General features: G+C 44.5%; 19 protein-coding genes and 1 pseudogene. 16 read left to right on the forward strand and 4 right to left on the reverse strand.

Annotation, left to right across the window (positions count from 1 at the left end; translation table 11 throughout):
* The first annotated feature begins 100 nt into the window (after positions 1–100).
* The 8 genes from FCU94_RS06870 to rmf all read left to right on the forward strand — a co-directional run bounded on the left by FCU94_RS06870 (position 101) and on the right by rmf (position 13,502).
* A complete protein-coding gene (locus tag FCU94_RS06870) occupies positions 101–4,942 on the forward strand; it encodes an NAD-glutamate dehydrogenase (protein WP_176287806.1) in 4,842 nt (1,613 codons plus the stop codon).
* Between the two features lie 87 nt (positions 4,943–5,029).
* Positions 5,030–6,040: a quinone-dependent dihydroorotate dehydrogenase gene (gene pyrD / locus FCU94_RS06875; protein ID WP_176287807.1), complete on the forward strand. Its 1,011-nt coding sequence runs from the start codon at positions 5,030–5,032 to the stop codon at positions 6,038–6,040.
* 198 nt (positions 6,041–6,238) lie between these two features.
* Positions 6,239–6,784 (forward strand): cell division protein ZapC, encoded by a 546-nt coding sequence (locus FCU94_RS06880; protein WP_176287808.1) that lies wholly within the window; start codon positions 6,239–6,241, stop codon positions 6,782–6,784.
* Positions 6,785–7,279: 495 nt separating this feature from the next.
* Positions 7,280–9,403, forward strand: coding sequence for a bifunctional 23S rRNA (guanine(2069)-N(7))-methyltransferase RlmK/23S rRNA (guanine(2445)-N(2))-methyltransferase RlmL (gene rlmKL / locus FCU94_RS06885; RefSeq protein WP_176287809.1), 2,124 nt, complete (start codon positions 7,280–7,282; stop codon positions 9,401–9,403).
* Between the two features lie 7 nt (positions 9,404–9,410).
* Complete coding sequence (locus FCU94_RS06890) at positions 9,411–9,650, forward strand: glutaredoxin family protein (RefSeq protein WP_176287810.1); 240 nt, start codon at positions 9,411–9,413, stop codon at positions 9,648–9,650.
* Positions 9,631–11,547 carry an ABC transporter ATP-binding protein gene (locus tag FCU94_RS06895; protein WP_176287811.1) on the forward strand — a complete coding sequence of 639 codons (1,917 nt, stop codon included), beginning with the start codon at positions 9,631–9,633 and terminating at the stop codon, positions 11,545–11,547. The genes FCU94_RS06890 and FCU94_RS06895 overlap by 20 nt, the downstream gene beginning before the upstream one ends.
* Before the next feature lie 6 nt (positions 11,548–11,553).
* Complete coding sequence (locus tag FCU94_RS06900) at positions 11,554–13,125, forward strand: DUF3466 family protein (protein ID WP_176287812.1); 1,572 nt, start codon at positions 11,554–11,556, stop codon at positions 13,123–13,125.
* Positions 13,126–13,328: 203 nt separating this feature from the next.
* On the forward strand, positions 13,329–13,502 hold the full coding sequence (gene rmf, locus FCU94_RS06905; protein WP_004414030.1) for a ribosome modulation factor: 174 nt from the start codon (positions 13,329–13,331) through the stop codon (positions 13,500–13,502).
* Positions 13,503–13,632: 130 nt separating this feature from the next.
* On the opposite strand, the gene fabA is transcribed toward rmf, so the two are convergent.
* Both fabA and FCU94_RS06915 read right to left on the reverse strand, forming a co-directional pair.
* Positions 13,633–14,151, reverse strand: a complete 519-nt coding sequence (gene fabA / locus FCU94_RS06910) for a bifunctional 3-hydroxydecanoyl-ACP dehydratase/trans-2-decenoyl-ACP isomerase (protein WP_176287813.1) — start codon at positions 14,149–14,151, stop codon at positions 13,633–13,635.
* 91 nt (positions 14,152–14,242) lie between these two features.
* Positions 14,243–15,889: a S16 family serine protease gene (locus FCU94_RS06915; RefSeq protein WP_176287814.1), complete on the reverse strand. Its 1,647-nt coding sequence runs from the start codon at positions 15,887–15,889 to the stop codon at positions 14,243–14,245.
* Positions 15,890–16,059: 170 nt separating this feature from the next.
* Here FCU94_RS06915 and matP point away from each other — a divergent pair, with 170 nt between their 5' ends.
* From matP to FCU94_RS19430, 4 genes and pseudogenes are all read left to right on the forward strand, one after another.
* Complete coding sequence (gene matP, locus FCU94_RS06920) at positions 16,060–16,506, forward strand: macrodomain Ter protein MatP (RefSeq protein WP_176287815.1); 447 nt, start codon at positions 16,060–16,062, stop codon at positions 16,504–16,506.
* 14 nt (positions 16,507–16,520) lie between these two features.
* Positions 16,521–16,835, forward strand: coding sequence for a DUF3634 family protein (locus FCU94_RS06925; protein ID WP_176287816.1), 315 nt, complete (start codon positions 16,521–16,523; stop codon positions 16,833–16,835).
* Between the two features lie 234 nt (positions 16,836–17,069).
* Positions 17,070–18,296, forward strand: a complete 1,227-nt coding sequence (locus tag FCU94_RS06930) for an HDOD domain-containing protein (RefSeq protein WP_176287817.1) — start codon at positions 17,070–17,072, stop codon at positions 18,294–18,296.
* A gap of 198 nt (positions 18,297–18,494) precedes the next feature.
* A pseudogene (locus tag FCU94_RS19430) lies at positions 18,495–18,569 on the forward strand (DUF3693 domain-containing protein); the annotation flags it as partial.
* Positions 18,570–19,135: 566 nt separating this feature from the next.
* Here the strand turns inward: FCU94_RS19430 and FCU94_RS06935 are convergent.
* The gene (locus tag FCU94_RS06935) at positions 19,136–19,567 is read right to left on the reverse strand and encodes a helix-turn-helix domain-containing protein (RefSeq protein WP_176287818.1); all 432 of its coding nucleotides are present in this window, start codon (positions 19,565–19,567) and stop codon (positions 19,136–19,138) included.
* Positions 19,568–19,763: 196 nt separating this feature from the next.
* Between FCU94_RS06935 and FCU94_RS06940 the strand changes: the two genes are divergently transcribed.
* The 4 genes from FCU94_RS06940 to FCU94_RS19435 all read left to right on the forward strand — a co-directional run bounded on the left by FCU94_RS06940 (position 19,764) and on the right by FCU94_RS19435 (position 22,937).
* Positions 19,764–21,335 (forward strand): phage/plasmid replication protein, II/X family, encoded by a 1,572-nt coding sequence (locus FCU94_RS06940; protein ID WP_217906385.1) that lies wholly within the window; start codon positions 19,764–19,766, stop codon positions 21,333–21,335.
* Between the two features lie 23 nt (positions 21,336–21,358).
* A complete protein-coding gene (locus tag FCU94_RS06945; RefSeq protein ID WP_176288345.1) occupies positions 21,359–21,628 on the forward strand; it encodes a hypothetical protein in 270 nt (89 codons plus the stop codon).
* Positions 21,629–21,791: 163 nt separating this feature from the next.
* The gene (locus tag FCU94_RS19220) at positions 21,792–22,514 is read left to right on the forward strand and encodes an XRE family transcriptional regulator (RefSeq protein WP_217906386.1); all 723 of its coding nucleotides are present in this window, start codon (positions 21,792–21,794) and stop codon (positions 22,512–22,514) included.
* A gap of 126 nt (positions 22,515–22,640) precedes the next feature.
* Positions 22,641–22,937 (forward strand): DUF3653 domain-containing protein, encoded by a 297-nt coding sequence (locus FCU94_RS19435; RefSeq protein ID WP_369597241.1) that lies wholly within the window; start codon positions 22,641–22,643, stop codon positions 22,935–22,937.
* A 331-nt stretch (positions 22,938–23,268) separates the two neighbouring features.
* Here FCU94_RS19435 and FCU94_RS06960 read toward each other — a convergent pair whose 3' ends face one another.
* Positions 23,269–24,993, reverse strand: coding sequence for an ATP-binding protein (locus tag FCU94_RS06960; protein WP_176287820.1), 1,725 nt, complete (start codon positions 24,991–24,993; stop codon positions 23,269–23,271).
* Between the last annotated feature and the right edge of the window lies 1 nt (position 24,994).

Here is a 24,994-nt window from a genome sequence, read left to right on the forward strand (position 1 = left end):
ATCAATAAAGCTTTTACAATAAAGCGGCATTACCCGTGTTAAGCACTATGCTTACAACATCCCTCAAAAATACATACAATTCTAATTGTGGAGTGTGATTATGACCGCGCGTGAAACATTGATGCCGGTTCTTCTTGAAAAAGTGTATCAGCTTATTCAAGACAAACTCGAGCTTGCTCATCAACCCCTAGTCACTCAACTTGCTCAACATCTCTTTAGCAACATTTCTCAAGACGATCTCATCGAACGTAATGAATCTGACCTTTATGGTGCTGTTGTCTCTCTTTGGCACCATATTAATGAGAAAACTGCTGATGATATTTCGGTAAGAGTTTTTAACCCAACGGTGAGTCGTCAAGGCTGGCAGTCTACCCATACTATCGTTGAGATTGTGGTGCCAGACTGTCCGTTTTTAGTCGACTCAATCAAAATGGCCCTAAGCCGTTTGGATCTTTCATCACACTTAATGCTCCACGGACCGACTCAAATCGCCCGTACTGGAAAAGGCGAGATTACTTCTATCAATAGTGGTGAAGGTGCACTTCAATCACTCTTCCATATCGAAGTAGACAGACTGAGTAGTAAAGATGCCATGGGCTCACTAAAAAATGAGCTACTGAGTATTCTTAATGATGCGGGTCTGGTGGTTCAAGACTGGTTACTGATGGTCGAAAAACTCGAACAAGTGACCTCTCAGGTTGACGCGCAAAAAGATAAAATTGAGATCGAACGTGATCGTTATGATGAGTCTATTCAATTCCTCCGTTGGTTAGGGGATCATAACTTCACCTTTATGGGCTATAAAGAGTACGATTTGGTCAATGTTGATGGTGATACCGAACTACGCCCAACGCCAGATAAGGGATTAGGTCTTTTTGCCAATCGAGAGCGTGTCCGAACTGTCAAACTAAGTGATTTCCCAGACTCTGCCCGCTTGGAAGCGAAGAAGCCTTTCTTATTGATTGTTACTAAAGGCAACCGCCCATCACGTATCCACCGCCCAGCGTACACGGATTATATTGGTATTAAAAAGTTTGACGATAACGGCAAAGTGATTGGCGAGCATCGTTTTACTGGCCTTTACACGTCTGCGGTTTATAACCAAAGCGTTGCAAGTATTCCGCTCGTGCGTGAGAAAGTCGAGCGCATTCTTGACGCGAGCGGCTATCGTGAAGGCTCATATTCGTACAAAGCACTCCACAATATTTTAGAAAACTACCCGCGTGATGAACTACTGCAAGCGAAAGAAGAAGAATTGCTTGAAGTCGGTATGGGGGTAGTGCAAATGCAAGACCGCGACATGCTGCGTCTGTTTGTGCGCAAAGACCCGTTCGGCCGTTTCTTCAGTTGTATGGTGTATGTCACTAAAGATCGCTATAACACCGAACTTCGCCGTCAAACCCAGCGAATTTTGAAACAGTACTTTGGCTGTGAGCAAGAGGTAGAGTTCACGACTTACTTCTCAGAGAGCCCGCTGGCTCGTACGCATTACATTGTCCGTGTTGACAACAACAATATGGACGTAGACGTTAAAACGATTGAGCAAAACTTAATGGAAGCATCTTCGACTTGGGATGATCGTTTATCAGAGGCGATCGTGGCAAACTTCGGTGAAAGCAAAGGTTTACCACTGTCTAAAGAGTATTTGCGTGCATTCCCACGTTCGTACAAAGAAGATGTGATGCCAGGTTCCGCGGTGGCCGACATTGAGAGGCTCGAAAAGCTTGATGATGACAACAAACTCGGCATGCTGTTCTACCGCCCACAAGAGTTAGGCAGTCATTCAAAATCAGTGAGACTTAAACTGTATCACCGTGATGAGCCTATTCACTTGTCTGATGTGATGCCAATGTTGGAGAACTTAGGGCTTCGTGTAATTGGTGAGTCACCATACGAAGTGCGCAAAGCTAACGGTCAGGTTTATTGGATCCTTGATTTCTCAATGCTGCATAAGAGCGACACAACCGTTGATCTTCGTGAAGCGCGTGATCGATTCCAGCAGGCTTTTGCCGCAATTTGGGCCGGTGAACTTGAAAGCGATGGCTTTAACCGTTTGGTGCTGGGCGCTTCGCTCACTGGACGTGAAATTTCCATCCTACGTGCCTACGCACGTTATATGCGTCAAGTCGGCTTCCCGTTCAGTCAACAGTACATTGAAGAAACGCTTAGCCACTATCCTGATCTTGCCAAAGGGCTGGTGGAGTTATTTGCTAAGCGCTTTGAGCCGAAGTTTAAAGGAAGCCAGAAAGGGCAAACTGATCTGATCGCGCGCATTACCGAGCAGTTGGATCATGTAGAAAGCTTGGATGATGATCGTATTATCCGCCGTTACATGGAAATGATCACCGCGACGCTGCGTACCAACTATTATCAAGTCGATGACGACAAGAACCACAAACCTTGGCTGTCGCTGAAGATGAAACCAAGTGAGATCCCAGAGATCCCGCAACCCGTACCAGCGTTTGAGATTTTTGTTTATGCACCAGATATTGAAGGTGTGCATCTACGTGGTGGTAAAGTTGCACGTGGTGGTTTGCGTTGGTCAGATCGCCAAGAGGATTTCCGTACCGAAATTCTCGGCCTAGTCAAAGCTCAACAAGTGAAAAATACGGTCATTGTTCCGGTTGGCGCTAAAGGTGGTTTTGTCTGTAAACGTCAACATACTTTGAGTGGTCGTGATGAGATATTTGCTGAAGGTCAACGCTGTTATAAGCGTTTTATTCGTGCATTGCTTGATGTCTCTGACAACATCATCGAAGGTGAAGTTGTTCATCCAAAACAGGTGATTCGTCATGACGAAGACGACCCGTATCTGGTTGTCGCGGCCGACAAGGGAACGGCGACTTTCTCGGATTTAGCTAACTCGGTATCGGCAGAATACAATTTCTGGCTAGGGGATGCATTTGCTTCCGGTGGGTCGAATGGTTACGACCACAAAGCCATGGGTATTACGGCTAAAGGTGGCTGGGAATCGGTTAAGCGTCACTTCCGCGAAATGGGCATTGACTGCCAGAGTACAGATTTCACTGCCATTGGTGTCGGTGATATGGCAGGGGATGTATTTGGTAATGGCATGTTGTTGTCTAAACATATTCGCCTCCAAGCTGCGTTCAACCACATGCACATCTTTATCGATCCGAACCCGGACTCTGCGTCTAGTTGGGAAGAGCGTAACCGGTTATTTAATACTCCACGTTCAAGTTGGGAAGATTACGACCCCGATCTTATATCTGAAGGTGGCGGTGTGTTCTCACGCCGCGCTAAGTCGATCCACTTGACACCGCAAATTCAAAAGATGTTGCGAACCAAGAAGAGTTCAGTTGCGCCGAATGAACTGATCAAAATGATCTTATCAATGAAAGTGGATCTGCTTTGGAATGGTGGTATCGGCACCTACGTTAAAGCATCAACAGAAACGCACACCGATGTTGGTGACCGTGCTAACGACGTATTGCGCATTGACGGTTGTGACCTAAAAGCCAAAGTGGTTGGTGAGGGCGGTAACTTAGGTATGACTCAGTTGGGTCGTATTGAGTACGCGTTAACAGGCGGCCGTGTTAACACTGACTTTGTTGACAACGTTGGTGGCGTGGATTGCTCCGATAACGAAGTCAACATTAAGATCTTCTTGAATGGATTGGTCGCCAATGGCGATCTTACCGTCAAACAGCGCAATAAGATCTTGGAATCGATGGAAGATGAAGTGGGCGAGATCGTATTGGATGATGCCTATTGTCAATCAGAGTCCATTTCAGTGACCGAACAGCAGGGGACTTCGCTCGTCAAAGAACAAATTCGCTTCATTCATACAATGGAAAAAGCGGGTTATTTAGATAGAGCACTAGAATATATCCCCGATGATGAAACGCTTCTAGAACGCGAGAAACAAGGGATGGCACTCACGCGTCCTGAACTCTCTGTGCTGGTGGCTTACGCTAAAATGGTGTTGAAAGAAGAATTGGTGCATGAAGATATTGCCAATGATGATTTCCATGCTCAGCAACTAACCAATTATTTCCCAACAGAGTTACGCCGTAACTATTCATCACAAATGGTTAACCACCCATTGCGCGCTGAAATTATTGCAACTGCACTCGCGAACCAAATGGTAAACGAAATGGGATGCAATTTCGTGACTCGACTTCAAGAAGAAACGGGCGCCAATGTGGTTGATATTGCTAATGCGTATGCGGCGTCGCGTGAAATCTTCGGTCTTGGCAATGTGCTTGAAGAGATCCGTCAATTGGATAACCACGCCACGACAGAAGCACAATACGATATGATCTTTTTTGTGCGTCGTACTTTGCGTCGCTTGTCGCGTTGGTTATTGCGCAACCGAATGGGTAAACAGTCAGTACAAGCGCTCATTGAACTCTATCAAGGCGACGTGGAAACCATCAAGATTCATCTCGATGAGATGTTGGTACCGTCAGAAGTACAAGAGCACAACGATATGGCGCAAGCTTGGATCGACCAAGGGATTAGCGAACAGCTAGCAAATTATGTTGCTCGCCTTTCAAGTCTTTATTCGGTACTGGATATATCTACAGTGGCTCGTGAAAAAGGCAAAACAGTCGAGCAAACCGCCAAGTTGTACTACAACCTTGGTGATCGCTTGTCACTGCATTGGTTCTTGAAACAGATCAATGGTCAAGCCGTAGATAACAACTGGCAAGCTTTAGCGCGTGCTGCTTTCCGAGAAGATTTGGATTGGCAACAACGTCAGTTGACAGGGCAGGTGCTAAGTTGTTCATGCGCACCGGAAGATCTTGATGTGATTAAAGCACTTGATGAGTGGATTGTCGCCAATGAGGTTTCATTGCATCGTTGGGAAAATATCCTCAACGAGTTCAAGGTTGGCTCAGTGCATGAGTTTGCTAAATTCTCGGTGGCACTGCGTGAACTGATGCTACTTAATCTCAACTGTTCAGCCATTGAGTAAACGATTGCTATAATTCGTTGAATTATTCGGTAAAACGTTGAATAATACAGCCCCGTTTATACGGGGCTTTTTTCTTTCGGAGGCACAATGCTTTACCGTCTAGCCAGAACTGGCTTTTTCCAACTTGATGCCGAAAAGGCACATGATCTTGCAATCCAAAATTTCAAACGTTTTACGGGCACACCAGTCGATCTTTTGTATCGTCAACAGCTACCACACCGACCTGTCGAATGCATGGGGCTAACTTTCCGTAATCCGGTTGGTCTGGCTGCAGGGTTAGATAAAAACGGTGAGTGCATTGAAGCATTTGATGCCATGGGTTTTGGTTTTGTCGAAGTGGGTACGGTCACACCTCGACCTCAATCGGGCAATGACAAACCACGTCTTTTTCGTCTTGTTGAGGCCGAAGGTATTATCAACCGAATGGGTTTCAACAACCTCGGGGTCGATAACTTAGTTGAAAATGTTAAGAAGGCCAACTACAACTGTGTGCTTGGCATCAACATTGGTAAAAACAAAGACACACCAATCGAAAAGGGTGCAGAAGACTATCTGATCTGTATGGATAAAGTCTATCTGTATGCTGATTATATTGCTGTCAACATTTCTTCGCCTAATACACCTGGGTTACGTACGCTCCAGTATGGCGAAGCACTAGATGAACTGCTTGCTGAGCTCAAGCAAAAACAAGCAGAACTCGCTAAGCTTCACGATAAGTACGTTCCTTTAGCACTGAAGATCGCGCCGGATCTTAGTGATGACGAAATTAGCCAAATTTGCCAGTCATTGATCAAAAATAGCATCGACGGTGTTATCGCCACCAATACCACGTTGGATCGTTCTATTGTTGAAGGGATGAAGCATGCCAATGAAGCAGGCGGTTTGAGTGGCCGACCAGTACAGTCGCGCAGTACCGAAGTAGTTCGACGTTTGCATCAAGAGCTTCAGGGTCAAGTGCCTATCATTGGGGTAGGTGGTATTGACTCTTATGTCGCGGCCAAAGAGAAACTTATGGCAGGTGCGCAATTGGTGCAAGTTTATTCTGGCTTTATCTACAAAGGTCCAAAGCTAGTCAGCGACATTGTAAAAAATTTATAAGTATAAAAAATAAGGTTATCATGTATTTAAGTGACATTGTCACTATAAATATGCGGGCCCCATTAATCGAAGTGTTCAAGAGGAAATGAATTATCATTTCCTCTTTTTTTTCATCTGACAGTGCATAAAATCGAAGTATTGTTTGGCGAGGTAATTAAGCGTTTTACCTAAATTCACAAATACTCAAGAGATGGAACGATGCTTAAACCCAGTGACAAATGGACTTGGTACTATGACGATTCAGAAGGGCACCTTATGCTCGACCTGGGCGATAGCATGGTATTCAAAACCAATCTTGCTCGCAAACTGATCGTCGATTGTGCGATTGGTGTCAACGAATTCTCGGTTGATGATGCATCTGCATATCAAACATACAAAGAACAAGCAGCATTGTTGGGCTTAAGTGAGCCAAGACAGGCTGAACTTGCTCTTTATTGTGTTGCTGCAAAACGCTTCCATAAGCCTGTACAACCAAAAAGCTGGTTTTTCGATTCTTTGACCAGCGGCTGCGACATCCCGGAAGAAGGGGATTTAATCCGCTTATGTAACGACTACAGTGATGGCTACTTCATGATATTAGAAGTAGGTGACTCAGCAAGTCTGTGCGCATTTGTGGGGTTGGAGAGCTTCCAGCTTAATGCCAGTAAAGAGCTTAAATTTGGCCAAGCCATTAAAGTTATGCACGACCGTTTCGAAATATGTAACCACCATTTCTCTATCCAGCCTATCGCTTTGGTTGGCTAATCCATTTATTTAACGTTCGTTTATTTCGTTTCCCGCCAGCTAAAAAAGCTGGCTTTTTTTTGTCTATAACCCTCAACCTTCGGCTAATTACGCTCATTTTACTGTTCGTGTAAACCTCTCTCATTTGTGAGATGTGTTCAAAATTCACACGTTCGACCTTCCTATATTGTCCCAAAAAGTCGTGTAAAACTCGACGCATCACGGTCAAAATTCCTCATTTACCCTAAATATGTAGCAAAATTACACTGTAAATCAACCACTGGTATAGACCAATTTTGATGAGAATAAGTATTCACTTCGCCTGAAAGCCTTAATTTATGGTCAATAGTCAATCAATGACTGTCAGGCAGTGAGGCGATGCATTGGTATTGGAAATTCGACGAATAATCGAACACATAAAGCGAGAAAAAAGACGAATTTTAGCTTTGTGCTAACAGTCACTAGTGGAGTCAGGTATAATGCGGTGTCATTTTTTAGAGAATCAAAAACATCACTATGCATCAATATCTTGCTGTCACCTCGAATGGTCTCGAAAACCTGTTGGTAGACGAACTCACTAAGCTTGGAATTAACGACGCAAAACCTGTCCAAGCAGGGGTTCGATTTAAAGCGACAAATGAACAGATTTATCGAGTGTGCTTATGGAGCCGATTGGCTTCAAGGTTTGTTCGTGTGTTATCAGAATTCACCTGTAATGATGATATGGATCTCTATCTTGCTGCTTCGGCCGTTAACTGGATAAATCAGTTCCATAGCAGCAAGAAACTGGTTGTTGACTTCAACGGCACCAATCGCGAAATACGCAATAGTCAGTATGGTGCGATGAAAGTTAAAGATGCGATAGTCGATAGTTTCGAGAAGAAAAACTTACCACGACCTTCGATCAGTAAAGATCAAGCAGATCTTCGCATTCACGTTCGCTTGCATCGAGAAAAGGCCATCTTAGGTGTCGATATGGTTGGTGGCGGCCTTCATCAACGTGGTTACCGCCCTGAATCTGGTCGAGCGCCATTGAGAGAAACGCTAGCAGCAGCGATTATTCTTCGTAGCGGTTGGAGTGGTGATAAACCGCTACTTGACCCTATGTGTGGTTCAGGAACATTGCTGATTGAAGCCACCATGATGGCCGCAAATATGGCGCCTGGTGTTAAGCGCGCACAGTGGGGCTTTGAGGCATTAGAAGATTTTGAACCTGAAATTTGGGCTGAGATTAAATCTGAGGCAAGTGTTCAAGCGAGAAGAGGTGTCAAAAAAGTTGACGCTAAGTTCTACGGTTTCGACAACGATGCTCGTGTACTTAAAACCGCACGAGAAAATGCCCGTCGTGCGGGGGTTGAATCTTTGATTGAGTTTCAGGTAGGCGACGCCGCTAAGATTAAACGACCTGCGTCGTTTGAAGATGGCGTGTTGGTATGTAACCCACCTTACGGTGAACGTTTAGGTACTCATCCTGGACTGATTGCCCTTTATACCGCTTTCGGCGCGCAGCTTAAAGCGGAGTTTGGCGGCTGCCAAGCCTCAATTTTCTCGAGTTCGGACGAGTTGTTGAGCTGTTTACGCATGCGTGCAGACAAACAGTTCAAACTTAACAATGGTGCGTTACCGTGTCACCAAAAGAACTACTCGATCAGCGCACGTCAAGCTAACAAAGAGGGTGACAGTGTCACTGAGTTGTTGATCGCCCCTGACTTTTCGAATCGACTTAAGAAAAATCTAAGCAAGATTTCTAAGTGGGCTCGTAAAGAGCAGTTGGATTGCTACCGTATTTATGATGCGGATCTGCCTGAATACAACGTCGCGATTGACGTTTACCTTGACCACCTTGTTATTCAAGAGTACGCCGCGCCTAAGAACATTCCAGAAGAAAAGGCTAAGCGACGTTTAACCGATATTATTCGCGCGGCGATTCAAGTGACGGATACCGATGCGAACAAAGTCGTACTTAAAGTGAGAGAAAAGCAGAAAGGCCGTGCGCAGTACCAAAAAATGGCACAGCAATCAGAGACGCTTACTATCACTGAGTATGGTGTAAAGCTTATCGTCAACTTACATGACTACCTAGATACGGGTCTATTCCTTGATCATAAGATCACACGTCGAAAGCTGGGAGAGATGGCACCAGGAAAAGACTTCCTCAACTTATTTGCTTATACCGGCTCTGCAACTGTTCATGCCGCCTGTGGAGGAGCAAAATCTACCACAACGGTCGATATGTCGAACACCTATCTTGAGTGGGCAAAAGAAAACATGAAGTTGAATGGTCAAGTCGGACGTCAACACCGCTTTGAGCAAGCAGATTGTTTGCAATGGTTAGAGAAGTCGACGGCTCAATTTGATTTAATCTTTATTGATCCCCCAACGTTTTCTAACTCAAAACGTATGGAGCAGTCTTTCGACGTTCAGCGCGATCACATTCAACTGATGACCCAGCTTAAGCGTTTATTAAGAGACGGTGGTACTATCGTGTTTTCGAATAATAAACGTCACTTCAAAATGGATTTAGAGGCATTGGAAGCTGTTGGTTTGACAGCGAAGAACATCTCTCACCAAACGCTACCTACGGATTTCGCTCGCAACAAGCATATCCACAACTGCTGGGTGATAACACACAAGGAATAACGTTGACGTGATTACGTTATACAGTACAGAAGGGTGCCATCTGTGTGAGATGGCACTTGCCCTGACACAACAACTCCACATTTTAGACCAAGTCGAGATTATCGATATCGCATTCGACGATGAGCTGCTTTCTCGTTACGGTGTCACGATTCCGGTGCTCAGATATCAGGGCAATGAGTTAAATTGGCCGTTTGATTTGGAACAATTACAAGTTTGGTTAGAAAATAATGGCATTACTGACAATTAATAGCGGATTGCTCGCCTATGGTGACCATCCTTTACTCGACAATGCAGATTTCGCTCTTCAAGAAAACGAGCGTGTTTGTCTAGTGGGGCGCAATGGCGCAGGCAAATCCACCCTAATGAAAGTATTGGCCGGTGAAGTGGTCATGGATGACGGTAAGCTTACTGTTACCCAAGATGTGGTAGTGTCGCGTCTTGAGCAAGATCCACCACGCAACCAAGAAGGCACCGTTTTTGATTATGTATCTGGAGGCCTAGCGGGCATTGGGGAACAGATTAAGATCTATCAAGATCAACTCGATCTGATTGCGGTTGATCCATCTGAGCAAAACATTAACAAACTGGCGCGCATCCAAGAACACCTGGAGCATTCCGGTGCTTGGCGTTTTGAAGACAGAATCAAAAACGTACTTGGAGCGCTCAAGCTTGAAGGTCATACCAAACTGACGGATTTATCCGGCGGTTGGCAACGTAAAGCCGCTTTAGCACGAGCGCTGGTGTGTGATCCTGATGTGTTGCTACTTGATGAACCTACCAACCACCTTGATGTTACCACCATTGAGTGGTTAGAAACCTTCCTTAAGGACTTTCGTGGTTCGATTATCTTTATTTCTCACGACCGTGCGTTTATTAAGTCGATGGCAACTAGGATCGTCGATCTGGATCGCGGTAAACTTGCTTCTTTTCCTGGCGACTATGATAACTACCTAGTTGAAAAAGAGGAGATGCTTCGCGTCGAAGAAATGCAAAATGCAGAATTCGATAAGAAGCTTGCGCAAGAAGAGGTCTGGATTCGTCAAGGTATCAAAGCGCGTCGGACTCGTAATGAAGGGCGTGTAAGAGCGCTGAAAAAACTGCGTGAAGAACGTCAAGACCGACGCGAAGTGCAGGGTAAAGCGAATATTCAAATTGATGATGCGGCGCGTTCTGGCAAGATTGTATTCGAAGCTCAGAATATCAACTACAGTATCGAAGGGCGTCCTATTGTCAAAGACTTCTCTTTCAATATCATGCGCGGTGATCGCATCGCGTTGATTGGGCCCAATGGCTGTGGCAAAAGTACCTTACTCAAACTGCTTCTTGGCGAACTCGAGCCGCAATCTGGTCGTTTACACTGTGGTACTAAGCTTGAAGTGGCCTATTTCGATCAGTACCGTGAAGTGCTTGACCCCGAAAAATCGGTGATTGACAATCTTGCGGATGGTAAACAAGAAGTGATGGTCGGTGGGCGCCAACGCCATGCGTTAAGTTATCTGCAAGATTTTCTGTTTGCTCCTAAACGTGCCCGCACACCAGTTAAGGCATTGTCTGGGGGAGAGAAAAACCGCTTGTTATTGGCTCGTATCTTCTTAAGGCCCAACAATTTGTTGGTTCTCGATGAGCCAACCAACGATCTTGACATCGAAACATTGGAACTTTTAGAAGATTTGCTTGCCAATTATCAAGGTACGCTGCTTCTCGTGAGTCATGATCGTCAGTTCGTTGATAATACCGTCATGACCAGTTGGATCTTCGAGGGTGACGGTATTATTGAAGAGTTCGTCGGTGGTTATCACGATGCTCAACAGCAACGCCAACAAGCCCGAAAAGCAAGAGTGAGTGAAAAACCAGCGAAAAGTGCGAAACAGGTTGAGGAAACTCCCAAATCAGCAGCAGTGAGTAACAAGCCTAAGAAGTTATCTTATAAACTGCAGCGAGAGTTGGAAGCACTCCCAGCCAAATTGGAACAACTTGAAGAAGACATTGAGTTACTTCAGCAACAAGTCAACAGTGCGGAGTTTTTCTCCAAACCTGTCGAACAAACACAACCCGTATTAGAAGAGCTCGCTGACAAAGAGCAGGAGCTTGAAATTGCTTTTGAGCGATGGGAAGAGCTTGAAGCAATGCAACAGGATAGTTAGAAACTGATGAGTCGTAATAGTTTAAGAATTACCACCTTGGCCGCGACGGTAGCGGCCTCTTTTGGCGTCAACGCGGCGCTTTACAATGTTTACATGAGTGCGCCAGAGGGAGCGAGCTCAAGTCTACAAACCTATGGTGTAGCAGTAAGCGACGAAACCATGAATTGTTGGTCTGCGTCTTGTGGCGCATCGACCTCTGAACTGGCCGTTGAAGTCAAACGTTACCGTGAAGGCTTTCAATATCGCGACGAAGCACCGTTCTTTTTGCCTTTTGGCTGGACCTATCTTGATGATGGTTACGATGGTTTTAGAAGTTACTGCCGTAACTTTTTAGGCTACCAAACGACTCAGTGTGATATCTGGGCTGATGCGCAGTACACTAGTGGCTACAAAAATGAGGTCGATGGCAATTATGCAGGGTCTATTGCTTACCTTAATGGCGGTAGTGAGCTGTTTGCAGAGAATACCGTCGTTAACTCTATCAATTCAGCTGGCCAGCCAGTGGGTAACACTCGCAACGGCGGTTCTAATCGCAATTTAGGCTACATTGATACAACACTTGACACTGTAAGTGGTAGTGATTTCTTGTCGTCCCAATATTGGGTTTCCAAGTCTCTCTCTGGTTCGGTATACACTGTTGGTAGCGTTTCACGCAACAATGTTGATACCGGAAACTCAAAAACCTACACATCTAAACCAACAGTTTGGAAAGATGGAACTGCTAATGAGTTAAACTGGCAGGGGAATCGCAGTGAAAACGGCGATGCAAAGGCGCAAGGCAGCATAAGAGATATTGTTGAAACTTCTGCTCTCTATGCGGTGGGTTACTCTTCAGATAGCGACGTACGCCTAAAAGCGGCGGTGTTTAAATCTACTGACAGTGGCACTAGTTGGACCACTACATTGGTCAGCAACTTCCCTTATGATTCGTCGGAGTACGCCAACCAAACGCTAAAATCGGTGAATGATAACGGTATTGCGATAGGTACCGCAAAGCTAAATCGTGCGCTGAACGGTGCTTATGCCAATACGCTATTCTATGTCAGCGATTTGGAAACTCCATCGTATAAAGCGTTCAGTGGTGACATCTTCTTTACTGGCGCCAACGGTAAAGCAGGAGCGATCAACAATCATGATGAAGTAGTAGGTACTATTGACTACGAACGTCACAGTGAAACTAACGGCAACCCACGTGCTAAGCGCGCCTTTATCGCGCCGCTTTCATCAAAGGCACAAGCGCCACTGAACAGCAAAGCGTGGTACTTGGATGACTTAACCTATGGTTCAGGCGCGTCAACCAACAACAATCAATATCGTATTATCGAGGCGGCAGATATCAACGACGCTGGCGTTATTGCGGCAACCGCCTATTACTGTGCTAGTGGCTGGGATAGCGAGGCAATTAACGCTTCGTGTAACGCCGGAGCGTCATTAGTTGCTGTGGAACTTGTGCCTATTCAAGGTGCTACGAGTATCACCGCTCGTCCCGTTGAACAAGAGACTGTAGAACGTAAAGGTGGAACGCTTGGGCTGTTCGTTTTGTCTTTACTTGGTTTGTTCGGGTTCCGTAGAAAATAGATTAAATTGTAAACAAGAGCACAGGTTCACAGTTTTGGACCTGTGCTTTTTTATCGCTTGAATTCAGCTCTTTTTTGATCGAATCTTAATAGTGAAGTCATTAAAGCTTCACACCTCCTTGGTAAGCGATGCAAATGCACACACTTATGCTAAGAGAGGGAAAGTAGTACGTTAAGCAACATTTTATGTATGAGGACGACACTATGAAGAGACAAAAGCGTGACCGCTTGGAAAGAGCTCAATCTCAAGGTTATAAAGCGGGCCTAAATGGCCGCTCGATGGAAGCATGTCCGTACCAACAGATGGATGCTCGCTCCTACTGGCTTGGTGGTTGGCGCGATGCCAGGGAAGACAAACACTCTGGTCTCTATAAGTAACACTCAATCCACATACGATATAGGAACTTAGCCCCGAAAGGGGCTTTTAAATACCATCTTGGCGCACTATAACTAAATTTTTTATGAGTAAAAAAGCGACTCAATCGAATCGCTTGATTCAGATACCAAATTAAAACGCTGATGTATCTTGGAAAAGGCCCACTTTAAGATCTTTTGCTACGTAAATCTCTTTTCCGTCTACAAGTACACGGCCATCAGCAAGACCCATAACCAGTTTGCGGTTCACAACTCGCTTCATGTGAATTTCGTAAGTGACTTTTTTCGCTGTTGGCAGAATTTGGCCCGTGAACTTCACTTCACCAACACCAAGGGCACGACCTTTACCTTTGCCGCCAACCCAGCCAAGGAAGAAGCCGACTAGCTGCCACATTGCGTCCAGTCCAAGACAACCAGGCATTACAGGGTCGCCAGGGAAGTGGCAGTCAAAAAACCATAAGTCAGGAGTAATATCGAGCTCTGCGAGGATAAGACCTTTACCGAAATCACCTTCTGTTTCTGACATCTTAGCGATGCGATCCATCATGAGCATATTTGGTGCCGGTAACTGAGGGTATCCAGGACCAAACAGTTCACCTTGGCTTGAGGCTAGAAGATCATCGCGGTTATAAGAATCACGTTTGTTTTGCATTATCAATTACTCCAAATTTTGATAGCAGCATGTTAGTGAACAGGTGTACGCTAAACAACTCCGATCAGTCCTATTTTGAACGGTTTTTGCTCTATGCGAACCAGTTTTTGATACGTTCCACAATTCCTTGTGGATGCTCGTGTCTTTCAAAGTTTTCAATACGTTGCGCGATCTTACAAATCACGCTTTCTTCATCATCGCCTCTAAAGGGTTTTCCCATCAAAATTGGGACTGCTTCATCGACAGTAGAGACAGACCAGATATGAAACTGATTGTTCTTTATGCTCTCAACCACCTCTTTATTCAGTGCTAAGTGCTTTAAGTTTGTTTTTGGAAGAATCACCCCTTGTTGCCCAGTGAGACCTTGATGTTTGCAAACGTGATAAAAGCCTTCGATTTTTTCGTTGAGGCCACCCACAGCTTGTACTCGACCAAATTGATCAACCGCACCAGTAACCGCAATTTGCTGATTGATCGGATACTCAGACAAGGCACTCACGAACGAACAAAGCTCAGCAAGAGTGGCGCTGTCACCATCGACTTCACTGTATGATTGTTCAAATACCACTGATGCCGAATAGGGCAATGGTTCGTCGAGTTGCAAAGCACTACTGACGAATGCTTGCATAATCATCATACCTTTAGCATGCAGATTTCCGCCGAGTTCCGCTTTACGCTCTACGTCTGAGATATCGCCATCGCCAAAGTGAATCACGCACGAAATACGCGCGGGCTCGCCATAGGACATTGGATGTCCAGGTACGTCGATAACGGTTAAACCGTTGACTTGGCCGACACATTCCCCCGTGGTCTCGATGATCACTTGACCATCAGTAATATCGGTTAACGCACGCTCTGGCAGGTATGCCTCACGGTAGTAGCGATTTTCCAACGCTATCTCAATATCTTGTTCTGATAATACTTTACCATTAGAGCTGAGTTTAGCCTCTTGAAAAAGGGCTAGGTACCACAGTACTTCAATCGGCATATAGTGTTGGTCTTCAGTGTAACGCGCACCAGCAATCATGAGCCTATGTAATGCGCCAAAAGAAAGAGTAGGGAGGCGATAGGTTTGGACTAGCCAAGAAATAAAACCTAAATATGGTTTTATGTTGGCTGAAGACAAGGCGATTTCGTTCTCTATTTCACTAAACAGTGCAAGCCCGGTGTGCGCTTCTGGCTCAATACACTCAAAATCTGCTAATTGATGACGATCGCCTACCAGCACAATTTTTATTGTGTAACTTTGAGTAGGTGGCACCGTAGCTATTTTGTGAGGATTAGCGTTAATAGGACTGACTTCATGGCCAAGTAGCACGGACTTCAAAACTTGCCAACTAGCAGGGTTGGCAAGAAGCAAGGTAATGGGTATGACTAGGTATCCGTTATCCGCTTGATCTAATAATCCCTGACATGAAGTGACCACGTCACCTTTGTCATCGCAAGTATATGAACCCACAAGAGTTGCCAGGCTGAGAGACTCGGTAGTATATACTGGCTTATCATTTCCAAATCGACCTAAGCCATCGGCGATTAGTTGACGATAGAAAGAGTTATCAATTGAATTGACAATGAGCAGGCGGCTTAAACCTTCAATAGCGCAGAATGTCGAGAGTGTATGCTTGAGTCGCGGTTGAATATCGAAAAAATCGACGGGGTCAAGAGTGTCAAAGCTTTGTATTTGGGCGTCGTAATGCGAGTACTGAGGGGTAACGGCGTGCCAGCTTTCTTGGTTCATTGATATCGTTATTTGTCCGAAAAATGGAGATGAATTATATAGAAAAAGCTATCTAGTATATAGAGATAATTTATCTAATGATCTTGATCGCTTTTCGATTACAATGGGATTGTAACTTGAATCGGATAGAGTTACGCTGTCACCAAATGCGTTTACGGAATGGCCTCACAATGAAATATCAGCAGCTTGAAAATTTGGAATGTGGTTGGAAATGGAATTACCTGATCAATAAATGGAAAGCCGGTGAGGCAATCACGTGTCATATAGACACCAGCGAAGCTGAAGCCGCTATTAGCGAGCTCCGTCAACTAGAGCATCAACCCACTCAGGTGTTAGAGTGGATAGAGCAACATATGTCACCAGATCTGGACAATAAGCTCAAACAAGCCATTCGCGCCAAACGTAAACGTCACTTCAATGCAGAACAAATTCATACTAAGAAAAAGTCGATAGATCTTGACTATCGAGTATGGGAAAAGCTTTCGTATCGCGCCAATGAGCTGGGTTGCACCTTGTCTGACGCGATCGAATACCTTTTGTCAGAAGCGTCTCGCAGCGAGAAAGCAAGTAAAGCAGTCAACAGCTTAAAAGAAGATTTAAGTAAACTACTGGATTAACAGGGAGTCTGTTCATGTTGTATGTGATTTTAATTGCTGCCGTGGTGGTTTTTTGGTTAGTCGCTGTCGATCGTCCTGTTTTGAAAGTGAGGTTTAATCAGGGGAAGGTAGTGCAAGAAAAAGGTCACTTTCCTCCAAGCTTCAAACACAATGTACTAGAGATAGCGGAGCGTACTCCTTTTAGTGGTGAGCTAAAAGTCTATCAACAAAGAAGTGGTACCAAATTGATTTTTTCGAAACAAGTACCGAAAAAGGTTCAACAACGAATTCGTAATGTCTTTCCCCATCAAGGGTTTAAAGCCAAAGGAAAACAAAAGAACTCGCTATAGCCTACCAGCCCAAATATCCATTCGGGCTGTTTGCCGAGCGCGCGGCAGCCTTTAAATCATCCCTTTCTTAACAGCCGAGTTGCCTTTTATTGGTGTGGCACATCCGTCGTGGATTGCTATAGTCAATACATAGGGCTAACCGGTCAATGAGCGCGTCAAACCAGCAAGCGGTTGATAAACCCTCTATACCCATATTGTAATTGCGACAAATTTATCCATTAAGTGTGTGGAATTATGCCAGCTACGCTCATAACGAATAAGCGTTATAACCGTGAAGCAACAGAACTTGCGGAGAAAATTACTCAAACCACCAAAGCGCGTCATGCCAAGTGGTTAGTGAGCCTTAAGTACATTCTTGATCAATCGGATGTTGACAGTGCATTCAGTCGGCAGAGTGAGTTTTGTGAAAGCGTCATCCTAAAAGAGGAGGAGCGGATCACCGAGAATCAGCGTTTATTGCTCGAGTGTGAGACGTCTAAGGTTAAAGAGCGTCGCAAAGCGGCAGAAGAAAGGCAAAAAATTCATAAGAACGTCGTACACGAAATAGCCAAGTATGCACAGCAATCAATGCTAGACAAGTTGGCCGACATGACAACAATGCAGCTATTTGGACGTTTCCCTGATTTTTCTTATTTCGTCAGCGTTGCATATTCTCCTTCGCTTAATTTTAGTAAGTTATCCGTGTTGACGACCAATGACAATCAGTTAAAGAATAACGTCTTGGCTCTGGTCAATAACCCTAAGTTTTGCACTAGGATCGGGAAGTCAGCGAGAAATTTACAAGACCCTATGGTTGCGATTGGTACCCTGGGTGTCGATAACTGCTCCTTGTTGTTTCCTATTCTAATGGTAAAACCCATTCTACGTTGGCACGATCCGGTGACAAAAAGCATTGCCCCTAAGCTCTGGCAGCATCTCATCCTCACAGCAAACGTAACACGACTTCGATTAGAGAAAGCCGGTGTGAAAAACCCGCAACAAGGCATTCTTCTCGGGGTATTGAGGACGATGAGTCACTTTGCGATCGTCAACCATTTCAGCCAGTTGTTTGAAGATGCTCAAGTTGAAAAAATGCAGCAGTACAGAGAGAAGAATAGGAGAGAGGAATACTATGCCTGTGCAGAAATTACCCCTGACTTAAGTATTTTACCTACCATTATTCATGATTTAGAAGCGCAATTGACACACAAAGTGGTCGAAGAGATTGAATGGACACCTTTCACTGTGCCGATGAAAAATGCATTGCTAGAAGATTTAGACGAAGTTCCTGTGCTTGAACGAAGTCCCGCTGGTGCGGCTCTCGCACAAGCCCAAGCCTATGCGATGTTTGATACATTAGATCGCAGTGGTGTCTTCGTTGAAAAACACAAACCGTTTTGGTTCGCCAACGTTCAAATGCCACCTGAAGCGTTACAACAGATACGTGATAAGCACCCAGGTCGTATCGAAATCAACAAGTAGTAAAGATGTAAATGGTCGTTGATGTGTAGAATCGATGGATGATTTGATTTCATCAACATCAACTGCAATAGACGTAAGGTCGAGAACATTCCACAAAAGTTTAGACTCAGAGTAAGATACTGTTATGCAAAAAATAGCAGCGGAAATTTAAAAAGCCACGCCACGCTGGAAAGCATCGCATAATAGTTTAACGGGCGTGGTTTACACGGAGTATCAATGACTTGCAGTGGCTTGGTTATGTGGATTGGCAGCCCTACAGAAGCAATAATCTAGTGCGCATTATGAATATGGAATTATGTTGAGGGTTTGCCTTTGGCCTGAATGCAGCAAAGGGTGGGCGAGAGACTTGGACAATCCAGACAAGCGCAGCGCCGTCTGTGATGCCTAGGAAAGAGAATCGCTTTGCCAGTGAAGCCCGTACACATAATTTCCATAATACGCTGAATAATCCAGAACTGGACGCACCGAAAGGGGGATCGTTTATCGATCCCCTTTCAGCGTTCAGAGGATAGCCCCGCAGGGATAGCGAAGCGTAGAACCGCCAGAACTCACCACACCACCAAGCGGTAACGCTACTGCATACACAAAAAGACGTTCAGCAAGTGCAGGAGGCTAGTACCAGCTCAACGCGATCGCCAGTGTCACTCACTGACGGGACTCAAAGCCCCACGAAAAAAGCCTTCATCCTGCCAGAATCCTATAACCACGGAACTAACAGCGCATGCAGAAGTTTATCGCTGTGCTACCCAAGAAAAAGCGCACCGAACTTGTGTGCTCGATGCGCTTGATTTGGTCGGATAGCCGCATGCTCTAATAGCGGCTTATATTGTCATTTTGATTTATTCAATCAATGGAGCGTCAAATTCATCCATGATTCTATCTAGAAATTCATCCAGTTCTTTCTTTTGATCTGGTGTACTGGCGATAGTCTTAAGTGAGCCTAGTACCATGCCAAACGACATTTTTAGTGCCGACATATCATAGTCTTTCTTTCTGGCCTCTCTAATCATGTCAGCCATAAGCATTTCAAACTTAGATTCTAGTACGCTGCCATGCCCATAGGCGAGAAACATGAGTGGGGTTCTGGTTGCCTCAGCGATGCTGACAATGTCTTTAAACTTAGGCTCTGTTTTGCCTGCGGCTATGCGCTTTAAGGTACTAACACTTATGCCAGTGTATTCGCTAGTCAGATCATAACCACCATTATCTTTAATGGCGTGTTTGACACGTTCGGAAAGGGCGTCAATGCCACCAATCTCTTCAAAAATCATAGGTAAGCCTCATAGCATCGTTCTCACCATTATATCCCAACTTTGTGAGGCTAGTTCTTTTGAAGTGCCAGATATGACCCTTACTTGATTGTTTGCAAGGTCACTTCTGGTTGAATCGTGGATTTCATTTTGATAGCATAGTTGACACTTTAAATGACACCATTAGTGTCACAATTGATATTGACAGGGTTTTGGCTTGTACGACTTTCTAGAAATTGCAATTCCACTTAAAGCTGAATGCGTTACCGTAATGGGTGACTGTGGCTTTGTGGATTTTGAAAAACTAGGAAGAAAAACAGGCCTTAAGATCGCATCTGGATCCGTTGAATTTGCTATTGATGGCAGTGACCACACGATAACAGATGATCTTTATCATCCTTGGTCTCGAATCCCGTCTTCATTTACTGATATTGCTTGTCGTGTATTTGATGCCTGTCCTAAAGCTAACCAGTTCTGGGCATATGCTCGAATTAAAGCTTCTCCAGCTAAGGTTATGCAGGGGCACAACGTGTACGGCTCCGACAACTTACGTCTATGTACTGAGTATTTACTGTCAGCACTTCAAGAGGCTCAGCCAGAATTTTTTGACATGCTTGATGTTGGTTTGGCTGAGTTTCGACGTATTGACAGCACTTACTCGATCCAGTGCCAGAGTGAAGATGTCCTCAGACAAACAATTAAGGCACTTGGCAATATCTCTAATCGCTACCTAAAGCCAGCCCGTAATTCAGACTACGAAACCACGCTTTACTTCAACAAGGCTTCAGAAAGTACACCGGATGCGGGTCGTGCTTATGTGCTAGCAATCTACTCCAAGCTTGATGAAATCTCACATCAACTAACTGAGTTAAAACGTAGAGCAAAACGAGAGAAAACATCTCGCTATGAACGGGTGATAAGCCAACTTTCTGATTTTGAGTTGCGTTCTTTTGCTGCGAATCGCTTGCGCTTTGAAGGCCGAGCGAAAAAACGTTTTCTAGAGCGTGTTGTGGGTACTTGTGGGGTTTGGAAAGTGATCCGCCATGCTGAACAATTTGAGCACACGAACAACTATTCATTCTGTGAGTGGATGTTTAAAGAGTTGTTTAAAGACTTGCTTGAGGCGGTCAAGGGTGAAGAACTTGAGATATACAACGACTCAAAAATTAAAGCGTTGTTGCGTGATATGTACCCAATGGTAACGCCTAAAGGAAACATTTCTTATGCAAAGGCTGACCGCCTTTTCCGCTTCTATATGACTCTATGTGACCGTGGTTACGATGAGGTTAAAGCGCATTCTTCACCATCGACTTTAGGTCGAAATATGCGGGATCTAATGGCTATCGGTTTGTCGAAAGCAGATTTGCAAAACTTAAGTACAGGGGAGCGCATGCCACTTGCTCAAATTCTACAGTTTGACTTTGATAATCAGCGCCCAGGCAACTATGTAGAACCGGAATCACCGCTTGCTAATGTTGATGATTCTTCAGCTCTAGCCGTGGCCTTTGGTGTGACTAGCCGATTAGCTCATGAGTATGGTTTAGCAGAAGACCCAGCAGAAAAACTTAAGTCTCAATTAGGCTTGGGGGATGACTTTGATTTAGATCCTTTCTTAGGTGGGGCTGAAGTTCCAGTTTCTCCACGCGAATCAATCTCACTGGTTATCTGGCCAGATGGTGAGTTAACTCTCACGCGACACGAACAACGAAAATTTAAACCTAATCCAATCACAAGGCACATTAACCCGAAACCAGAACGGGACTACGAAAGCCTTATTACTAAACACTAGGACAAACTATGAAAGTCGTATTTATGGGCATCAGTCAACGCAGTGGCGTATCAAACAAAGGGCAGGGCAATCCCTACGAAATGAGCAAGATTCACCTTGCTATGCCGATTGAAGAAATTAACGCACCACACATGACCGCAACAGGTATTGGATACCAAGAACGCCAGCTCGACATTGACCCGTTGTGCATTTCCCAATTTCAACAACTCAAACCCTTTTCGAATGTCGATGTTAAGGTTGAGCCAAAACCAAACAACTTTAGCCAAACTTGGGTTGTTGGTCTCTTTCAGTAAATCACTAAAGGCTGTGCAACCTAGCGGTTACATAGCCTTTTTTGTGTCTGGAATCTGTGCATGCGATAGATTCCAACTGCATGCAGAAATTGCATGAACCCTTGCAGTGCAATGCCTAGCAACTGCAAATCAATTGTTATCAATCCTATAGGAAACTTAAATTATGAATGTAAACCAACTCACCGGAGCACAGTTTTTTGATGCCCGTACTTTTATCGGAATGTCCATTTCTTCAGCGGCTAAACTATCTGGTTTAAACCGCAATGTGATCAGCCAATTCGAAAAAGAGAAGGCAACCTTAACTAACAATGAGAAGAAAAAACTTGTCTCTTTGTATGAAGAGCGCGGTTACGACTTCGAGCAATTGGAGCCGGCTAACGAAGATACTTTTGAGTCCAACATTGAGGACTCTAAGGCCAACCTTGCTCAGGCTGAGCCTAAAGAAGTTGGTCAGCGCATGATCGAATTGATGGATGATGTGTCCGACCTAATCACTAGCAAACTTGTTACGCCAACCGCTAACACTGGACTTCAATTCCACGCTGACATTGAAGAGAACGACGATACGTTGTCACTTTTGAATGATTACCAGCAACTCGACCAGCTAATCACTGAACATCTAGCCAGTGACAAGGCCGGAGAGACAAAAGGCAAAGTAGGGTTCTTTGCTGAAGATGGTGAAGCCCGTTCTGATAAGCTGATTGGCCTAATGGCGTTGCAATACATGCGCACATTGGCTGCTACCGATTCCGAACTTGTGCTGTTGAAGCTGAGTGATGTTGCAGAGCGTGACAGCGACAACCACCGATTACTGAAGCGACTTGCTACGGTTTTTGACTACAACGCATTGAAACTGGATGGTGTTTCTTCAGAGCTGGTTAAATAACCAGTATTAGAAAAGAATGGATTCGCAAGGTCTCTCGACATGACAACAAAAACAGAAAGATACCTAACGTTTAGGGATGAATTACATCAGTGTGGCTATTTACGGAGTCAGCTCAAAGAGTTGATGATGTATCACTTCGATACTTATGCGGAGTGTGCGGCTTATTTTGGTTACTCAGAAAGCTCAGTGAGGCGTTGGGTTGCTACTAATCAGTGGCCTATAGCGGTGGCGCGTTTATTACTGACCAAACACCGAGGCTTTCTACCAACAACCAGAGAATGGGCAGAGTTTCGAATTGACGGTGAATATCTGACAACGCCTTACGGCAAGAGCATTCACGCAAAGGAACTCGCGCTTTTACATATCGACTTTAGACGACGTGGCGATAGTCGGTCTAACTTTAGTAGGCTTCATGCTGTGTGATTGATTTCAAATGTTATTTCAAATAAACGCCTTTGGGACGCAACTCAAGGGCGTTTTTGTTTGTAGTGAGGTCAACTCACATAAAGTGTGATTTGGATGAGTTGATAGAATTTCTCAGCTAACATAAATGCTTCTTTATGGCAGTTGGGCTTGAAAGCTGTAACAAGAATCAAAACCCTAAAATGCGTATTATGAATATGGAATTATGTTGAGGGTTTGCCTTTGGCCTGAATGCAGCAAAGGGTGGGCGAGAGTAATGGACAATCCAGACAAGCGAACATAATCGTATTTACCATAAAATACCTAATAATCATATTCAGTTAATCAGAGATTACTGAACATGATTATTGTTAAACACCTGTGTTAATGATTTCTGGATTTCCAGGCTTCGGATCGGCTTCGAAACAAAGGCGTTCATACCTGCGTCCATGCAAGCTTGTTTATCTTGTGCTAACGCGTGTGCGGTTAAAGCGATTATGGGTGTTTTCTGACAAAACTGACGAATCTTCTGTGTGGCCGTGATTCCGTCCATCACCGGCATAGAAATATCCATAAAAACCACATCGACTGATTCAATATTTGTTTTCAAAAATTCGACAGACTCTTTGCCATTGTTGAGTGTTTTGACTTGATGCCCTAAACGTTCTAAAACAAGCTTAATCACCATTTGGTTGGTTTCGGTATCTTCAACGACAAGAATCGCCAGAGGTTTAGGTATATTAACTCTTGTGTCTGAAATGACCGCTTGAGTTTGGCGTTGAATGGAAACTGGTAGTTCTACCAGAAATGTCGTCCCGGTGCCTAGTGTACTTTTTACACTTATCGTCCCATCCATAAGGGAAACTAAACGCTTGGTGATAGCGAGACCTAAACCACTGCCTCCATATTTGCGTGTGATTGAGTCGTCGGCTTGTTTAAACTGATTAAAAATAGTTTTCAGGCGTGAGCTTGCGATGCCAATCCCGGTATCTATGACCGTGAGCTGCAGTTTGTTACCCACTAGATGTGCGAGAAGTGAAACTTGACCATGTTCGGTAAACTTAATGGCATTGCCTAACAAGTTAAACACAATTTGCATGACTCGAGCGCGATCAACCCAAAATAGATGGCTCTTATCGAGATCAATATTCAAATTGAGCTTCAATCCTTTGCTGAGCGCAAGTTCACGAAAATGCTCGAGTACTTGTGATAACTCACTATTGAGGTTTACCCATTGATATTTAATCGGAAACTCACCGCTTTCGATTCTGGAAAGATCTAATATATCGTCAATTAAAACCAACAAAAGCTCTGCCGAGCACTCCATTTTTTCTAAGATTTCAATTTGATCATTTTGATAGGGATAGCCTAACAACACATCGATATAACCAAGAACGGCGTTCAGAGGCGTACGCAATTCGTGGCTCATCATGGCTAGAAAGCGAGATTTAGCTTCGTTGGCATTTTCAGCTCTTTGCTGTGCCTTTTTTAATTGTTTAGTTCGAATGTCGACTAAGCGTTGTAACTGCTCTTTGTGTTCGATGTCGATGAGGGCTCGTTCTAGTAGAGGACGAAAACGTGACAGTGTATCGCTAGATTCTAAGCTAAACTGCCCTGCTCCACTGCCTATAAGTAACAATACTGAGTCGGATGTCGCTGTCTTTACGCCTGTAATTAACGCACTCTTAATCTGCATGATGTGTTGCGAATTGAGCGAGCCAAACTCGTCTACACTAGCAGGGTCAAATAGAGTGATACATTCTCCGTCAAGGGCACGAGAAAACTTATTTCCGCTCGGCCAGTTCGTTTGTTTAAAGCTGGCATCAGAGCTCAATACTGTCGTGTACTCATGTTGATCCCTACTTTTACTCAAAACAATAAATTGATTAAAATCAATGTATAAGCTTAGTACCTTTCGCAGTTCAGTGAATATTTGTTGTTTGTTGGACGCACTGGTGATGCTGGAAATGGCATCTAATATAGCTCGGTTCTCTGCGAGTAGTTTTGCTTCGCGAGCTTGGCTTTGTTTAAGCTCGATCAGCGCTTCGTTTAGTTGTTCTTTTATCTCTAAACTCATC

The sequence above is a fragment of the Vibrio sp. JPW-9-11-11 genome (genome assembly GCF_013369335.1).
Classification (GTDB): Bacteria; Pseudomonadota; Gammaproteobacteria; order Enterobacterales; family Vibrionaceae; genus Vibrio.

Coding starts and splice junctions, on each gene's coding strand:
- FCU94_RS06870 (WP_176287806.1), top strand. CDS start 101: ATGACCGCGCGTGAAACATTGATGCCGGTTCTTCTTGAAAAAGTGTAT.
- pyrD (WP_176287807.1), top strand. CDS start 5,030: ATGCTTTACCGTCTAGCCAGAACTGGCTTTTTCCAACTTGATGCCGAA.
- FCU94_RS06880 (WP_176287808.1), top strand. CDS start 6,239: ATGCTTAAACCCAGTGACAAATGGACTTGGTACTATGACGATTCAGAA.
- rlmKL (WP_176287809.1), top strand. CDS start 7,280: ATGCATCAATATCTTGCTGTCACCTCGAATGGTCTCGAAAACCTGTTG.
- FCU94_RS06895 (WP_176287811.1), top strand. CDS start 9,631: ATGGCATTACTGACAATTAATAGCGGATTGCTCGCCTATGGTGACCAT.
- FCU94_RS06900 (WP_176287812.1), top strand. CDS start 11,554: ATGAGTCGTAATAGTTTAAGAATTACCACCTTGGCCGCGACGGTAGCG.
- rmf (WP_004414030.1), top strand. CDS start 13,329: ATGAAGAGACAAAAGCGTGACCGCTTGGAAAGAGCTCAATCTCAAGGT.
- fabA (WP_176287813.1), bottom strand. CDS start 14,151: ATGCAAAACAAACGTGATTCTTATAACCGCGATGATCTTCTAGCCTCA.
- FCU94_RS06915 (WP_176287814.1), bottom strand. CDS start 15,889: ATGAACCAAGAAAGCTGGCACGCCGTTACCCCTCAGTACTCGCATTAC.
- matP (WP_176287815.1), top strand. CDS start 16,060: ATGAAATATCAGCAGCTTGAAAATTTGGAATGTGGTTGGAAATGGAAT.
- FCU94_RS06925 (WP_176287816.1), top strand. CDS start 16,521: ATGTTGTATGTGATTTTAATTGCTGCCGTGGTGGTTTTTTGGTTAGTC.
- FCU94_RS06930 (WP_176287817.1), top strand. CDS start 17,070: ATGCCAGCTACGCTCATAACGAATAAGCGTTATAACCGTGAAGCAACA.
- FCU94_RS06935 (WP_176287818.1), bottom strand. CDS start 19,567: ATGATTTTTGAAGAGATTGGTGGCATTGACGCCCTTTCCGAACGTGTC.
- FCU94_RS06945 (WP_176288345.1), top strand. CDS start 21,359: ATGGGCATCAGTCAACGCAGTGGCGTATCAAACAAAGGGCAGGGCAAT.
- FCU94_RS19220 (WP_217906386.1), top strand. CDS start 21,792: ATGAATGTAAACCAACTCACCGGAGCACAGTTTTTTGATGCCCGTACT.
- FCU94_RS19435 (WP_369597241.1), top strand. CDS start 22,641: ATGTATCACTTCGATACTTATGCGGAGTGTGCGGCTTATTTTGGTTAC.
- FCU94_RS06960 (WP_176287820.1), bottom strand. CDS start 24,993: ATGAGTTTAGAGATAAAAGAACAACTAAACGAAGCGCTGATCGAGCTT.